This is a genomic window from Actinoplanes sp. NPDC051851 (genome assembly GCF_040681165.1).
Classification (GTDB): Bacteria; Actinomycetota; Actinomycetes; order Mycobacteriales; family Micromonosporaceae; genus Actinoplanes.
In genome coordinates, this window is record NZ_JBFAYF010000004.1 from 76,124 (window position 1) to 90,792 (window position 14,669).

Annotated in this window: 11 protein-coding genes; 2 read left to right on the plus strand and 9 right to left on the minus strand. The window is 71.1% G+C overall.

Annotation, left to right across the window (positions count from 1 at the left end):
- Positions 1-13 precede the first annotated feature (13 nt).
- The gene (locus AB0M08_RS05940) at positions 14-1,405 is read left to right on the plus strand and encodes a phenylacetate--CoA ligase family protein (RefSeq protein ID WP_364489128.1); all 1,392 of its coding nucleotides are present in this window, start codon (positions 14-16) and stop codon (positions 1,403-1,405) included.
- A 204-nt stretch (positions 1,406-1,609) separates the two neighbouring features.
- Here the strand turns inward: AB0M08_RS05940 and AB0M08_RS05945 are convergent, their stop codons facing one another.
- From AB0M08_RS05945 to AB0M08_RS05955, 3 genes are all read right to left on the minus strand, one after another.
- Positions 1,610-2,176, minus strand: coding sequence for a GNAT family N-acetyltransferase (locus AB0M08_RS05945; protein ID WP_364489131.1), 567 nt, complete (start codon positions 2,174-2,176; stop codon positions 1,610-1,612).
- A 9-nt stretch (positions 2,177-2,185) separates the two neighbouring features.
- On the minus strand, positions 2,186-3,184 hold the full coding sequence (locus AB0M08_RS05950; protein ID WP_364489134.1) for a sensor histidine kinase: 999 nt from the start codon (positions 3,182-3,184) through the stop codon (positions 2,186-2,188).
- A 241-nt stretch (positions 3,185-3,425) separates the two neighbouring features.
- Entirely contained in the window at positions 3,426-4,355 is a 930-nt protein-coding gene (locus tag AB0M08_RS05955; protein WP_364489137.1) for an MBL fold metallo-hydrolase, read from the minus strand.
- Between the two features lie 152 nt (positions 4,356-4,507).
- Here AB0M08_RS05955 and AB0M08_RS05960 point away from each other — a divergent pair, with 152 nt between their 5' ends.
- Positions 4,508-5,284, plus strand: a complete 777-nt coding sequence (locus AB0M08_RS05960; protein WP_364489139.1) for an SGNH/GDSL hydrolase family protein — start codon at positions 4,508-4,510, stop codon at positions 5,282-5,284.
- Between the two features lie 769 nt (positions 5,285-6,053).
- On the opposite strand, the gene AB0M08_RS05965 is transcribed toward AB0M08_RS05960, so the two are convergent.
- The 6 genes from AB0M08_RS05965 to AB0M08_RS05990 all read right to left on the minus strand — a co-directional run bounded on the left by AB0M08_RS05965 (position 6,054) and on the right by AB0M08_RS05990 (position 14,164).
- The gene (locus tag AB0M08_RS05965; protein WP_364489142.1) at positions 6,054-7,244 is read right to left on the minus strand and encodes an MFS transporter; all 1,191 of its coding nucleotides are present in this window, start codon (positions 7,242-7,244) and stop codon (positions 6,054-6,056) included.
- A gap of 117 nt (positions 7,245-7,361) precedes the next feature.
- Positions 7,362-7,805: a hypothetical protein gene (locus AB0M08_RS05970; protein WP_364489145.1), complete on the minus strand. Its 444-nt coding sequence runs from the start codon at positions 7,803-7,805 to the stop codon at positions 7,362-7,364.
- A 20-nt stretch (positions 7,806-7,825) separates the two neighbouring features.
- On the minus strand, positions 7,826-9,916 hold the full coding sequence (locus AB0M08_RS05975) for a galactose oxidase early set domain-containing protein (protein WP_364489147.1): 2,091 nt from the start codon (positions 9,914-9,916) through the stop codon (positions 7,826-7,828).
- Complete coding sequence (locus AB0M08_RS05980; RefSeq protein WP_364489150.1) at positions 9,913-11,268, minus strand: glycosyltransferase family 2 protein; 1,356 nt, start codon at positions 11,266-11,268, stop codon at positions 9,913-9,915. Before AB0M08_RS05980 ends, AB0M08_RS05975 begins: the two co-directional genes overlap by 4 nt.
- Positions 11,265-12,920, minus strand: a complete 1,656-nt coding sequence (locus AB0M08_RS05985) for a hypothetical protein (protein WP_364489153.1) — start codon at positions 12,918-12,920, stop codon at positions 11,265-11,267. The genes AB0M08_RS05980 and AB0M08_RS05985 overlap by 4 nt, the downstream gene beginning before the upstream one ends.
- Positions 12,917-14,164: a glycosyltransferase gene (locus AB0M08_RS05990; protein WP_364489156.1), complete on the minus strand. Its 1,248-nt coding sequence runs from the start codon at positions 14,162-14,164 to the stop codon at positions 12,917-12,919. Before AB0M08_RS05990 ends, AB0M08_RS05985 begins: the two co-directional genes overlap by 4 nt.
- Positions 14,165-14,669: the final 505 nt, after the last annotated feature.

Here is a 14,669-nt window from a genome sequence, read left to right on the forward strand (position 1 = left end):
CCGGGGGCCGCGGATGCCGGAGCAGAGCCACGAGTCGTCCATCCTGGACCTGTTCCGCGACGCCGCGGCCACCGTCCCCGCCTACGCCGACTTCCTGCGCGAGCGGGACGTCGACCCGGACCGGGTCACCGAGGTGGCCGGGATCCCGCTGATGACCAAGGCCGATTACCACCAGCGCTACCCGCTCCCGGAGCGCTGCCGGGACGGCTGGATGGCCACCGCGGACATCGTCGCCGTCTCGTCCGGCTCGTCCGGCAGCCCGACCGTCTGGCCACGCACCATCCGCGACGAGCAGGCGGTCACCGCCCGTTTCGAGCAGGTCTTCCGCGACACGTTCCGGGCCGCCGAGCGCAGCACCCTGGCCGTGGTCTGCTTCGCCCTCGGCAACTGGGTCGGCGGCATGTACACCGTGGCCGCCTGCCGCCACCTCGCCGAGGCCGGGTACCCGGTCACCGTCGCCGCGCCGGGCAACGACGTCGACGAGATCCTGCGCGTGGTCGGCGAGCTCGGCGCCCACTACGACCAGGTGGTCCTGCTCGGATACCCGCCCTTCATCAAGAACGTCGTCGACGCCGGGGTGGCCCGGGGCGTCGACTGGCCCGCCCTGCACGTCCGGGCGGTGCTGGCCGGCGAGGTCTTCAGCGAGGCGTGGCGCGATCTGGTCGCGGCCCGGACCGGCATGGACGACCCGGTCACCTCGATCGCCTCGCTCTACGGCACCGCCGACGCGGGGGTGCTCGGCAACGAGACCCCGTTGAGCGTACGCATCCGGCGTTTCCTGGCGTCGAGGCCGGACCTGGCCGCGGAGCTCTTCCAGGACACGCGCCTGCCCACGCTCGTACAGTTCGACCCGGCCGACCGTTTCTTCGAGCTCGCCCCGGACGGCACCCTCGCGTTCAGCGCCGACGGCACGGTCCCCCTGGTCAGGTACCACATCGCCGACGAGGGCGGCGTGCTCTCCCACGCCGAGCTGACCGCCTTCTGCCTCTCACACGGCTTCGATCCCGGTCCCGGCCCGGCGCTCCCCTTCGTGTACGTTTTCGGCCGCTCGCTCTTCACGGTCTCCTTCTTCGGCGCCAACGTCCACCCCGAGAACGTCACCGTCGGCCTGGAACGACCGGATGTCAGTGAGTGGACCACGGGCCGTTTCGTGATCCGTACCCTGGAGACCCCCGACCGCGACCGCACCCTGTCGGTGATCGTCGAACTGGCCCCCGGCGCCGACCCGACGACGGAGCGCCGCGACGCCGCGGCGGCCGCCATCCGCACCGAGCTGATCCGTGTGAACAGCGAGTTCGGCCACTACGTCCCGGAGGCCCAGCAGACCCCGTCGGTCGAGCTACGCCCCACCGACGACCCGGAGTTCTTCCCCCGCGGCGTCAAACACCGCTACACCCGCCCCTGACCCGTCAGCCCTCGGCCTGACGCCCGGCGAGGGTGTCGGCGACGAAGCCGCCGACCGGGATCCCGAGCAGCGACAGCCCGCTCATAGACGACCGTCGCCACATACAACGGCACTGTCCGGAGGTGGAACGTCGATGACCGGCTCATGGTCCTCCCCACCTCGCGGATCATCCTACGAAGTCCACGCCAGTGATCTCCGGACCCGTTACTGACTCATCACCCAGATGGTCAGCGGGCCGTGCTCGACGGTGGCGACGACCTCCCAGCCCGCACGGCGGTAGACCTCGACGTTGCCGGGGTTGCTGGTCTCCAGGACCGCGGGCACCCCCTCGGCGGCCGCCCGCGCCAGGCCCTCGGCCATCACCGCCCGGCCCAGCCGCCGTCCCGCGTGCTCCGGGTGGGTGCCGAGCAGGCCGAGGTACCAGTACGGCGGGTCCGGCAGCGCCCCGTGCACCGCGTCGTCGTACGCCTCGACCCGCGCGTACACCTCGGGCGGCAGCTCGTCGGCGAGCGATCCGTCCCCGCTCCCGCCGGCCGGCGGCTCCCAGATCGCGGCCGAGACGCCGTCGACCGTCCAGATGGTCCCCCGGCCGACCCGCCTGTCGAAGAGGTGCCCGAAGAACGCCGCCGCGTACCGCGGGTAGGTCTCGTCGTCCGGGAAGAGATGCCGCAACACCGGGTCCGCGGGGAAGGCGGCGACCAGCGAGCCGACGATCCTCTCCCGGTCCGCCGGGGTGGCCACGGTGATGGCGATGTCCACGTTCTGTTCCACGACCGGACCTTATAGCCCCCGTCTCATGTACAGCCGGAGACTCGTCCCGTCGTCGCGGGCGTGCACCCGCAGCAGGTCGCAGAGGTGGTTGGCGAGGACCAGCCCGCGCCCGTTCTCCGCCTCCGGCGGCGGCAGGATCCGCCCGGCCAGCGGATCCGCCAGGTACCCGTGATCGTCGACCTGACAGATCACCCGATCATTCTCGGTCCAGAGCGTCACGGTCCCGCCCCCGCCGGTGTGCCGCAGCGTGTTCACCACCAGCTCGTTCACCGCCGCCACGAGATCGGTCACCCGCGGCGCCGTCAGACCGCCCGCCCTCGCCCGCGAGGCGACGAAGACCCGCACCTCCTTCAAACCCACATTCCTCCCGTACGCGCGAGAGGCCGCCCACCAGGGAACGGCGGAGAGCGGCCGGTTGACGGACGCCACGGTCACGTACGGGTCCTGATACCACGGACTGGGCCGCCGGCCGCCCGGGGTGATCATCGCCGGATGGGTCAGCCAGGCGTCCCGCAGCCGCGCCCGATCCAGCCCCGCAGCGTCGTAGGGACAGAGCACCGCCGCGTCCCGCTCCGCGAACACCACGTTGATCAGCGCTTCATGCGTCACACAGGCCGGGTACTCGTCATCGTCGCGCCCCACCCAGACCGGCTCCCCGACGATCGACACCCGCCGCCCGGGCCGCTCCCCTGCGACCGGCTCTTCCCCGAACCGCTCGCCCGCGAGTTGCTCGACAGCGAGTTGCTCGACGGCGAAGGCCAGCAGCACGCCGGGGAGGATCCGCCCCGGGTTCCGCCCTTCGACGGACATATCAGCATATTTAACCTTATCACCGAGACCGGCGAGCGCCACCCGCAGCAGCTCGAGATTCCCGCCGGGCACCGCCACGAGCACGGCGTCCCCGTTCCTGACCGCACTCCGGACGAAGGCCGTGACCCCGCGCAGGTACTCGGCCGGCCCCCGGTAGAGGAGGCCGGAATGATCGAACACCCGCTCGGCGCCAACCATCCCGGCCCCTTTCTTCCGCCCTGCCCACCTCTGGCGGACAGCACGCCGCGGCTCCGGCCCAGCCCCTCCCGCTCATACGACATTTCCGATTTGTCCGCCAGATGCTCGACAGATGGCACGACCGGCGAGCGGCCCAGCGACGAGCGGCACGGCGGCGAGCGGCACGGCGACGAGCGGCGAGCGGCACGGCGGCGGGCGGCGGGCTGCGGGCTGCGGGCTGCGGGCGGGCTGGGTGGTCGTGTCAGACGTGGGTGTGCAGGGGGCCGCCGTTCCAGGCGACCGCGTCGGAGAAGGCGGCGATCAGGTCGAGCTCGGTACCGTGGTGGTCGGCGTAGAAGCGGTGCAGGTTCAGCACGATGCGCTCGGCGTCGTTCCACTCGGCGAACTCGCCCAGGTCGACGGCGCGCGCGGCGTCCAGCGGGGACAGCCCCTCGGCCAGGCCCTCCTCGCCGGCCCTGGTGACCAGCGCGTAGTAGCGGCGGTGCTCGTCCAGGACCCGGGTGATCTCGGCGCCGGAGAGGACCGGTCCGTGGCCCGGGACCAGGATCTCCGGGTCGAGGGCGGCCAGCCAGTCCAGCGCGGCGGAGGCGCCCGGCACCGAGCCCATGAAGACCAGCGGGGTCAGGCCCGCGAAGACCAGGTCGCCGGTGAAGAGCACCCGCTCCCCGGGCAGCCAGGCGATCAGGTCGCCGGTGGTGTGCGCGGGACCGCCCGGGTGCCGCAGCTCGACCCGCCGCTCGCCGAGGTGCACGGTCAGCGCGTCCGTCACCGTCACGTCCGGGAGGCGGCGCTGCACGGCGCCCCAGTCCGGCACCGGGTTCCAGAACGGCGGGCAGCCGTCGATGATCGGGTCGACCCGCAGGCCCTCCCGCATCTTCTCCTGGCCGATCAGCACCGTCGCCGCGGGGAGCAGGCTGTTGCCGTACGTGTGGTCGCCGTGCTGATGCGTGTTGACCGCGATCCTCGGCGTCAGGCCGGTCGTGGCGCCGAGCGTGTCCAGGAATCGCCGCGCGCGGATCTCGGTCGCGCAGGTGTCCACCACCAGCAGGCTCTCCCCGCCCACCACGGCACCGGCGTTGTTGATCCACCACGACCCGTCCGGCTGCACCCAGGCGTAGACACCAGGCTTCAGCTCGACCAGCTCGGGATCCTTCTCAGTCGACTCAGTCACACGACGACGCTATCGGTAGCCGTACCGGAGGAGGGAATTGAAATCGGTCAGTTGAAGAACCTCATTATGAATTTCGGTACACCACGGCTCGGGACGGCGGAGTCGCTGGTTAGGCTCGGGGCGATCACCACACGGGGACGGGAGAACGGCTCATGACGACGCGGTACGTCGCGATCGGTGACAGCTTCACCGAGGGTCTGGGCGACACGCAGCCGGACGGCACCGAGCGGGGCTGGGCCGATCTGGTCGCCGCCGGGCTCGCCACCGCGCAGGGCGAGCCGATCCGGTACGCGAACCTGGCGATCCGTGGCCGCCTGCTCCGCCCGATCGTCACCGACCAGCTCGAGGCGGCCCTCACGCTCTCCCCCGCGCCGACGCTGCTCTCGCTCAACGGCGGCGGCAACGACATGATGCGCCCCGGCGGCGACCTGGCCGAGCTGATCGGCCTCACCGAGCGCGCCGTCCGCCGCGCCCTCGACGCCGGCATCCACGTGCTGCTGCTCAGCGGCGCCGACCCGTCCGGCCACCTCCCGATGGGCCGGATGATGCGCCGCAAGGGCGAGGCCCTCACCGTCGCCGCCGAGAAGCTCACCCGCGACCTGGGCAGTTCCGCGCTCACGTTCGTCGACATGTTCCGGGACGCGGAGATCCAGAAGCCGGGCTACTGGTCCACCGACCGCCTGCACCTGAACGCCGACGGCCACCGCCGCGTCGCCAGCGTCATCCTGAACGCCCTCGGCCACCCGACGACGGCACACGTGCTGGAGCCCGGCCCCCGGGCGAGCGGCGGCCTGCTCGCCGAGGCCCGCTACTACCGCGAGCACGTCCTCCCGTGGATCCAGCGCCGCCTGCGCGGCCAGTCCTCCGGCGACAACCGCACCGGCAAGTACACCGACTGGATCGAGGTCCCCTCCGTCCAGCCCGCCTGACGCCGAGCACGCCGAGACCGGCTGGCGACCACACACGGAATTCGGCCGCGCAAACCAGCCCGACCCCACTGGTCGATTCCGGCGGGATCGTCACCGGCAGGGTCGCGGGGTGGGCGTTCTCGGTCATGGTCCGGGTTGGGGGTTATCCACAGCCGGGGTTTGTCCACAGGGTCCCGGGCCAAGATCGCTGTTATGTGCCACTGTTCCGTTAGGGATGGGGGTTTCCCCCGGTCGGGGTGGGCCCCGGCTGGCCGGATTTGATCAACATTCCATGATCAACTGCGGGTTGGATCTTGGTGGCTGGCGTTCTGGGGTGTGTCGGCGGGCTGGAGTGACCCGTGAGCGCCAGCTTTCCCGGCGTGGCTGGTGTTCAGGGGTCTCTCGGGCGCCGGAGACACCCCGGATCGCCAGCCGACCGGGGCCGAGGCACCCCGGATCGCCAGCCGACCGGCCGGGGCGCCCTGGACCGCCGGCTCACCGCCCGCGGGGTACCGCCCGACCGGTCCACGAACGAACCCCGGCAGGCGGAGCCGACGATCCGCAGGCGGCGAGTGTTCGGGCGGGCACCCTGTCACGGGATCCGGCGTCCCGCCCAGGTGGTCCAGATGTGACCAGCAGGGTCCAGTCTGCCTGCCAGCCGGCTGAGCCAGGCGGCGTGAGCCAGCCGGCGTGAGCCAGGCGGCGCTCAGGCACGGCATCGAAGCGCATCGCCCACGCGGTTGCCGCCGACGGTCCGGCCGAGTGCCGCGTCACGCGCGGGGGCGGCGGGTCAGGTGGCCTGGCGGGCCGGGGTGTCGCGGTGGGCGATCAGGGGCTCGGCGGCCAGGACGGCCAGTGCCAGCAGGGTCAGCAGGCCGCCCACCAGCGTGGTCGCTCGCACGCCCAGGCCGGACAGGACCCCGGCACCGAGCAGGGAACCGCCGGCGATGCCGATGTTGAAGGCGACCGAGTTGCCCGCCGAGGCCATGTCGGTGCTGCCCGGCGCCACCTCCATCACCCGGTTCTGCAGGGCGGGGGTCAGCGCCCCGAGCGCGAAACCGCTCGCCGCCAGCAGCACCGCCGTCGCCGGGCGGGAGGAGGCCAGCGAGTATCCCGCGAGCAGGGAGCCGGCCAGGATGATCAGCGCTCCGGCGATCGACGCGCGCTGCCACCGGTCGGTCGCCACCCCGCCCGCCGCGATGCCCACGAAGTCGGCGACGCCCCGGGCGAGCAGCAACGGACCGACCGCGCCGAGGGCGAAACCGGTCACCAAGGTCAAGAACACTTCGGTGTACGTGAACGCCGTGTACAGCCCGGCCACCGACAGCGCGGTCACCGTCACCACGATCGCGTAGCGCCGCGCGGACGGTGTGGTCCCGGTGGCCGCGTGCGTCTCGTGCACGGCGACGTCCGGCATCAGCGTGACGATCGCCAGGAAGGCCAGCAGCGCCGGCACGGCCAGCCCGACGAAGGCGATCCGCCAGCCGAACTGCTGGCCGAGCCAGGTGCCGGCGGGCACCCCGAGCATCGGGCCCAGGCTGGCGCCCGCGAAGACCACCGCGTTGACCCGGCCGCGGACCGTCACCTCGAACATCGCCGCGACGGTGGGGCCGACCACCGCCCAGAACAGGGCCTGGGTGAGCGCCACCGCGATCCGTACGCCGAACAGCACCCCGTAGCCGGGCGCGGCCGCCGAGGCGAGCGTGGCCAGCACCAGGATCGCGAGCAGGACGGCGATCAGGCGGCGCCGCGGCACGTTCCGGGTCAGGTGGGTCAGTGGGAACGTCACCACGCTGACCGCGAGGGCGTAGCCGGTCACCAGCAGGCCCGCCGAGGACGTCGTCACGCCCAGGTCCGCCGAGATCAGCGAGAGCAGCCCGATCGGCAGTGTCTCGGTCGCCACGTAACAGAACGCCGCCATCGCCAGCGCCAGCATCGCCCCGATCGCACCCACGTCGATGAAGTTACCGACATCGATCACCCGCCGCGACCCGTTTCGGTTCTGGCTGGTGCTCCGGGGTGTCTCGCCCGCGGGAGACACCCCGGAGCACCAGCCGAGGCCCGGGGTGGGCGACGGACCGTACCCCAGGCCTGGTCGTCATCGGTCGCAGGCGATGCCGTTGCGATCCGGGTCGAGCTTCTGGCGGTCCGTGACGGTCACCCTGAACGCCCTGAAGCCGTGGTCGGCGAGCCAGGCGCACTTGTCCCTGACGCCGGCCGGGAACGTGACCGGGATGCACTGCGCCCGCGTACCGTAATTGTGGTCGCAGCCGTCCACCGTCGGCGCCACCTTGACCGGCGCGGTCGGTCGCTTGCCGGGCTTGCGGCGGCTCACGCCGGGCTGCGCCGCGAACGACTGGGTGAACGGCGCGGGCGTGCCCTGCGGTCCCGGGCGGCCCTTGCTCTCCGGCCATTCCGCCTTGCGCCCCGGACGGCCGGCCGCCGTGGGGGACGGATGGGGCGAGGCGGCCACCGGGGAGACCCCGGTACCCCAGATCAGCGCGACCACCAGGCCCGTGCCGGCCAGAGCTCTCGCCCTCACGGAAGACCTCGTGGAAGACCTCATCCGATCTTCACCCACTTCGCGACGGAGGGGACGCCGTCGGTGCCCACCACGAAGAGCATGTACCAGCCGGGCGGGGCCAGGTTGGGGTTGCTCGTCAGGTTGAGGCCGACGGTGTTCCCGTTGACGGTCATCGGCAGGTCGATGAAGCGCTGGTTCGGGTCACTGGAGTGGGTGACCGCCGCCGGGCGGATCAGCTCTGCCTTGAGGATCGGCTTGTCCACCGTGATCGTCGGCGACGTGCCGTAGGCCCAGTTCGTGCCGGAGAGCCCGGTGATCTGCGGCCGGGCGCCCTTGAAAAGGTACGGCGGCGAGTACACCGAGATCCGCATGTCGAAGGTGCCGTTGCCGGGGTTGTCGCCCACGGACATCACCCGGCCGTCGGGGAGCAGGAACGCCGACGAGTGGTACGTGCGCGGCACCGGGTCGGTGGCCATCCCCGCGGTGAAGGTGTTGCTCGCGGGGTCGTACATGGACGCCTCGTAGACGGGGTCGGCCCGGTTGTGCAGGCCGCCGCCGGTCTCGAAGACCCGACCGTCCGGGAGCAGGACCGCGGAGACGTACATCTTGCCCTGGCCGCCGGTCTGCGGGACGCCGCCGGTCATGGTGCCCTGCGGGATCACGGGGCCGGCGGTGTAGACGGGCGACGCCGGCTTCAGGTCGATCAGGTCGGTGAGCCGGTGCGCGTCGACGTTGGTCTCGTTGTTGCCACCGCCGAGCGTGAGGACCCTCTGGTCCTGGGCCGGTGGGAGCAGGACGCTCATCGACTGGTCCCGCTCGTCCTTGCGGCGCAGGCCGGTGACCGGGGTGATGGTGTTCGCGCCGTAGTCGTAGATCGACGAGCCGCTGCCGGAGAGGCCGTTACCGAACACGTGGCTGCCGGTGTAGAACAGGCGGCCGTCCTGCATCAGGATCATCGACGGGTAGAGGCCCCAGAAACTCCAGCTCTGCTTCGCCTCGCCGATCCCGAGCCAGCGCTGCTGGGCGTCGGAGAAGTACTGGGTGAGCACCGTGCCGCTGGAGTCCTCGCCGAGACCGCCGAGGCTGACCACGTCGCCGTTGCCCATCACGGTGGCGGACGGGTACCAGCTGCCGCCGCTCATGTCGTTGACCCGCGAGTAGCTGTTGGTGGCCGGGTCGAAGATGTACGAGTTCCGCAGGCCCTTGTAGCCGTGGCTGTTGTCCGCCGCGGCGTAGTCCTTGTTGCCGCCCATCACCAGGACGCGCCCGTCCTTGAGCTGCACGTGGCCGGAGCAGAACAGGTCCTCCGGGGTGCTCACCGTGGTGAACTGCCCGGTGCCGGGTCTGTAGACCGCCGTCTTGAACGTCTTGGCGGCGAAGTCGTCCGGGTTGTTGCCGGAACCGGCGATCAGGAGCACGTCTCCGGTACGCATCATGACCGCGTGGATCGCGCGTACGGTCGACGGGAACGGCATGACCGCCCAGGAGCCCTTGGTGCAGGCGGCGCCGGCGCTGCACTCGTCGCCCGGGGCCGGCTGGGTCACGTCGGCCATCGCGTAGTCGTCGGTCTTCAGCGTGCCGTTGCCATAGATCGTGACGCCCCAGACGATCTGGTCGGTGTCCGCGGGGATCTGCGGCGTACGCACGGTCTGCTGGGTCCAGGCCGTGGTGACCGGCAGGTTCGCCAGGTCGGTCCAGTACACCCAGCCCTGCGCGGCGTCGTGCCGGAACACGGTCATCACCGTGTTCGGCGTGCTCGTCTTGTACCAGACCGAGAGGTCGTACTGGTGGCCCTGCGTGACGTTGGGCGCGCACGAGCTGTCCTCGAGCATCATCGCCTTGCGGTCGCCCTGGCCGGCGTTGGTCAGTGTGACCGACATCGATCGGCTACCGCTGTGCGCGTCGGTGCTCACCTCGAAGGTGTGCCCGTTGTTCCCGTACCCGGACTGCTCCCAGCAGACCGGGAAGGCACCCTCGATCGACTCCAGGCCCGGATTGGCGATCAGGTTGGCGCTCGCCAGACCGGGCCGTTCCGGCAGGCCGAGGAAGAGGACCAGGGTGAGTACGAGGAACTGGGCTATCCGCAGCCGGTCGCGCCGGCTCATCAGCGGACGGGGTTCGGTTCTCATGTGTTCTCCCGGCGTGCCAGGTAGATGATCTTGTCGGAGACCAGGAAGCGGACCAGGAACGAGACCGCGAGCGTCACCAGGTTGCCGAGCAGCACCCCGAGGTGCGCGCCGTCGACCAGCAGAGCGAGCAGCGGGATCCGCAGCACCAGGTCGACGTTGCCGAGCAGCAGGAAGCGGCTCGCCCGGCTGAACAGTCCGCGGCGCCGGTGGTTGCGGTACAGCACCCCGTCGGCGAGGGCGAAGTTCCAGCAGACCGCGACCAGGTTGGCGATGATCGCGGCCGGCGCGTAGTGCATGGCGGCGATGCTGGTCAGTGCCCAGAGCACCGCCTGATTGGGGAGCAGCCCGGAGACGCCGATCAACCCGAACCCGAGCATCCGGGAGCGCGAGCCGCCCAGCCGCAGCCGGCCGAGGTGCTTGAGGAAGCGCACCCCCTCGGCCACCGTGGACTTCGACTCGCCCGCGTGCCGGGACTGGAAGACGTACGGCACCTCGACGATCCGGCCCGGCCGGTTGCGGACGATCAGCTCGAGCAGGATCTTGTACCCGAGCGGGCGCAGCTGCTCGGCGTCGAGCGAACTGGCCCGGATCGCGAAGAGGCCGCTCATCGGGTCGCTGACCGCGTTCAGGCTGTTCCGGAAGAGCGTCTTGACCAGCGTGGTCGAGCCGCGGGAGACCAGCTTGCGGTACCCGTCGGCGAGCCCGCCGGTGCTGCCGCCGTTCGCGTACCGGCTGCCGACCACCAGGTCGGCGCCGTCCCGCATGCCGGCCGCGATCAGACCGGGGACGATCTCCGGCGGGTGCTGGAGGTCGGCGTCCATCACCACGATCCACTCGCCGCGGGCGAGGCGCATGCCCTCGACCACCGCGCCGCCGAGACCGCCCACCCCCTCCTCCCGGTGGTGGACGGTGACCGCGATCGGGTAGTCCCGGGCGGCCTCCTCGATCACCTCGGGAGTGCCGTCGGTGCTGTCGTCGACGAAGACGATCTCGGTCTCGGTGTGCGGCAGCGCGGCGGCCAGACGTTCCAGCAGCGCCGGGACGTTCTCCCGTTCGTTGTACGTCGGCACGATGATGCTCTGCCGCAGCGTGACCGGCGCGGGCCGGACGCCGATCTGGCCGGGGAGGACGGCCCGGGTCCGCCCGGGCTTGCGGTACCTCTCCAGCGGGACGGTCTCCTCACCCGGGGAGACCGTCGCCGTCCCCGGCGAGCGGACCGCGGCGCGCGCGGCCGTCCGCGGGGTGGCCTCGACGTTCGGCACCGGCTGGGTGACCGGGTCGGCCGACCAGTTCCCGGTGGGCTGCGTGTCGAGGTCGGCCAGGTTCTCGGCGGCCCAGTCGGCCGTGGTCATGACGTCTCCGTGGGGTCGGTGATCCGGCGGATCTCGATACGGCCCTCGCCCTCGCCGAAACCGGCGGCGAGGGTCGAGTGGGTCAGCAGCGCGTTGACGGCGGGCAGCGTCGCGGAGTCGCCCCGCAGCGCGGGGGTGGAGACCACGTAGTCCACGTCGCGCCAGCCGTTCGGCAGCCGCGCGGCGACGGCCGGGTCCAGGTCGAGCTTGTAGAACCAGATGGCCTTCTCCGGCCGGTAGCCGGCGTCGACGCATTCCAGCCAGAGCACGTCGTCCAGGACGATCGTGGTGTTCGCCGGGTCGGGCACCCGATGGCGGAGATACTCGGCGGCGGCCACGTATCCGGAGTGGTAGTTCGCGGTCAGGGCCACCCGGTTGCCGGTGTACCAGCGCGGTGCGATCAGTGTCGCGGCGAGCAGGGCCAGGACGGCGAGCACGGCCGGGCGCGCCCAGCGGCGCCGGGCCGAAGCGAACCGGATCGTCAGGTCGAGGGCACCGCCGACGGCGATCGCGAAGAACGGCAGGACCTGGACGACGTACATCACCGGGAGGTGGCCGCTGGGACGGCAGGCGACCAGCACCAGGATCGCGCCGGCCACGGCGGGCGGGCGCAGGCGGCGTACCAGAAGGCAGGCGACGGTCGCGACCAGCCCGCCGGCCAGGAGGAACGCGTCGTGGTCGAGCCACGAGCGGACCAGGTCGTTGGCGATCGAGCCCGCGGTGAAGACGCTGCCGCTGCCGGCGCGGGAACCCAGCTGGAACTCCCAGGCCCCGATCAGCGAGACGTGCCCCGCGCCGGGGAAGAGCTCGCCGCGCAGCAGCGCGTAGAGCGGGTAGAAGACGCCGACCAGGCTCAGTCCGCTGAGGTAGCCGCCGGCCGCCCACGATCGCGTCGAACTCCGGGAGGTGTGCTGCCAGAGCGCGAGCACCACCGCCGGCAGCGTGACCAGGATGGTCTCCTTGCTGAGTACCGCGACCGCGGTGGCCGCGCCGGCCGCGGTGAAGTGCCACAGATCCCGGTGCGGCGACAGTACGAGCGCCAGCGCGCCGAGCATCCAGACCACGGCGAAGGTGTCCAGGTAGACGCCGCGGTACATGGTCACGGTGAGCGGCGACAGCCCGAACGCCACCAGCGCGGCGGCGGAGGCCCAGACCGTCATGCCGAGCCGCCGGCAGATCACGTAGACCAGCAGCAGGACCACGCCGACGACCGGGAGCATGGCGGCGCGTCCGGTGGTGGCGACCGTCGAACCGTCCGACCCGGCGAGGCCCGGCAGCCAGGAGAGCCCGGCGAGCTGGATCCAGGCGAGCGGCGGGTGGTCGTACCAGTAGGTGTAGTGGGCCAGGCCCTGTCCGTGCGCCACCGCCCAGGCCTGCGCGAGGTAGGTGCCCTCGTCGTCGTTGACCATCGGGTAGCCGCTGATGTTGATGCCGATCACCAGCAGGGACAGGACGGTCAGGCCGACGGCGAGCAGGCCCTCGCCGCCGAGGACCCGTCGGCGCGGCGGTGGCGGCGCCGGCTCCTCGCGGATCGGGACGCCCGACCGGGTCCGGTCGGCGACCGCCTCGCGGGCGCGGGGGATGACGATCGTGCGGTCGGCCGGTTCGACGGCGGGGACCAGCTCGGTGGTCCCGGAGAGCTCAGCGGTCACGCGGCACCGGCCTCGGCGGGCTGGTTCTGCAGGTGCGCGCCGACGTGCGCGGTCAGCTCCCAGTTGCGGCGGCCGGTGTACTCCCGCCACACGGCGCGCAGCGCGGCGACGCTCAGGATCAGGGCGTACGGGAAGGCTCCGAGAATGAGCCAGAGATAGTGCCGCAGGCGGATCCTGAGGTGGTACTGCTTGCCGAAGTCGCGCAGGCCGATGGTCTGGAACACGATGTTGGCGAGCATCGGCACCACCGGGACGAAGGTGGCGAGCGCGATGCCGATCGGCAGGCTGGTGAAGAGCGCGGTGCCGACACCGATCGGGATGGCGAGACCGGAGAACGCCTGCAGGAACGGGCCGGTCAGCGTGTAGCGGGCCAGCGAGCGCTGCCGGAACGACGGCAGGCGCCGCCACTCACCCTTGCGCAGCACCTGCAGGAAGCCCTGGTTCCAGCGGGTGCGCTGCTTGAGCAGGCTGCCGATCGAATCGGGCGTCTCCTCCCGGGTGACCAGTGAGGCCTCGTACGCGACCACCACCTTGGCTCCCCGGCTGGAGAGGCGTACGCCCAGGTCGCAGTCCTCGGCCAGGCAGGTGCCGTCCCAGCCGTTCGCCCCGCGCAGCACCCCGGTCCGGACGAAGACGGTGTTGCCGCCGAGCGGGATGAACCCCTTGCTGGCGTGCAGGTGCAGCCGGCTGCGGAACCAGAAGAAGTACTCCAGGCAGTTGTGCAGGCTGAACCAGCTGGAGTGGAAATTGATCAGCTGAACGCCGCCCTGCACCACGTCGGCACGGGTCGACCGGAACGCGTGGTCGACGTGTTCCAGCAACTCCGGGTGGACCTGGTCCTCGGCGTCGAAGACACCGACCACGTCACCACGGACGTACGGCAGTGCGGTGTTGAGCGCCCGCGGCTTGTTCTTGACCTCGTTGTGGTCGGTGACCACGAGGACCCGGCCGGGCGTCTTGGCGGAGAGCCGCTCGGCCACCTCGGCGGTGTCCGGATCGTCGTGCCCGACGATGATGATGATCTCGTAGCCCTGGTGGGTGGAGCGGAGCAGCCGCTCGACCGTGTGCTCCAGGACGGCCTGCTCGTGCCGGGCGGGCACGAGCAGCGAGAAGGTCAGCCGGTGGTCGCCGTCCGGCTCGGCGAATCTGGTGGCTGCCAGCGTCTCCGGCGTACGCCACGCGTGCATGGTCCACCACAGGGTCACGGCCGCGAACGCGGACAGGACCACGGAAATAGCAATCATGACGGCGGCAGCCAAGATCGTCGCCTTTCAGCAAAGGGAATATGCCACCAGAAACGAGGCGCACCGTTGCGCCTCAGAAGTAGTGCGGCAGACATTAGCGTGGCGCCACCCGCTTGATTCAAGTCGATCAGAACGAATTCCCCTGATCCAGTGAGCGAGTCGGATGCGTGACACAGAGCCGGAAACACGAATTTAACGCGGCCATTGGAAAACCGCAGGAAAGGGAGAGGAAGAATGCGGGAGCCACGCTCACCAGGGGCTCCACCAGCAAGATCAACAGGCGGAACGAGAGTACGCCCGGAAAGAAGATAAGCCATGTCGGCTCTTTCCCGCGTCACGCAACCAGGTGACGTCCCGCCATCGGATGGCACTCAGGGGTGTCGCGGAAGCCCTCAGACACCCCTGAGTGCCAGCGGGCCCATTCGGGTACGGGCACCGGGACCCCGTCCCCCGCCGGCCGCATGACAGAAAGCGGTGATCTCCGCTCGAACCAGCTGGGCGACGC

What these genes read in the sequence shown, in the direction of transcription:
- AB0M08_RS05940 (WP_364489128.1), top strand. Translation starts at nt 14, where the DNA reads ATGCCGGAGCAGAGCCACGAGTCGTCCATCCTGGACCTGTTCCGCGAC.
- AB0M08_RS05950 (WP_364489134.1), bottom strand. Translation starts at nt 3,184, where the DNA reads ATGGTTGGCGCCGAGCGGGTGTTCGATCATTCCGGCCTCCTCTACCGG.
- AB0M08_RS05960 (WP_364489139.1), top strand. Translation starts at nt 4,508, where the DNA reads ATGACGACGCGGTACGTCGCGATCGGTGACAGCTTCACCGAGGGTCTG.
- AB0M08_RS05990 (WP_364489156.1), bottom strand. Translation starts at nt 14,164, where the DNA reads ATGATTGCTATTTCCGTGGTCCTGTCCGCGTTCGCGGCCGTGACCCTG.
- AB0M08_RS05980 (WP_364489150.1), bottom strand. Translation starts at nt 11,268, where the DNA reads ATGACCACGGCCGACTGGGCCGCCGAGAACCTGGCCGACCTCGACACG.
- AB0M08_RS05975 (WP_364489147.1), bottom strand. Translation starts at nt 9,916, where the DNA reads ATGAGAACCGAACCCCGTCCGCTGATGAGCCGGCGCGACCGGCTGCGG.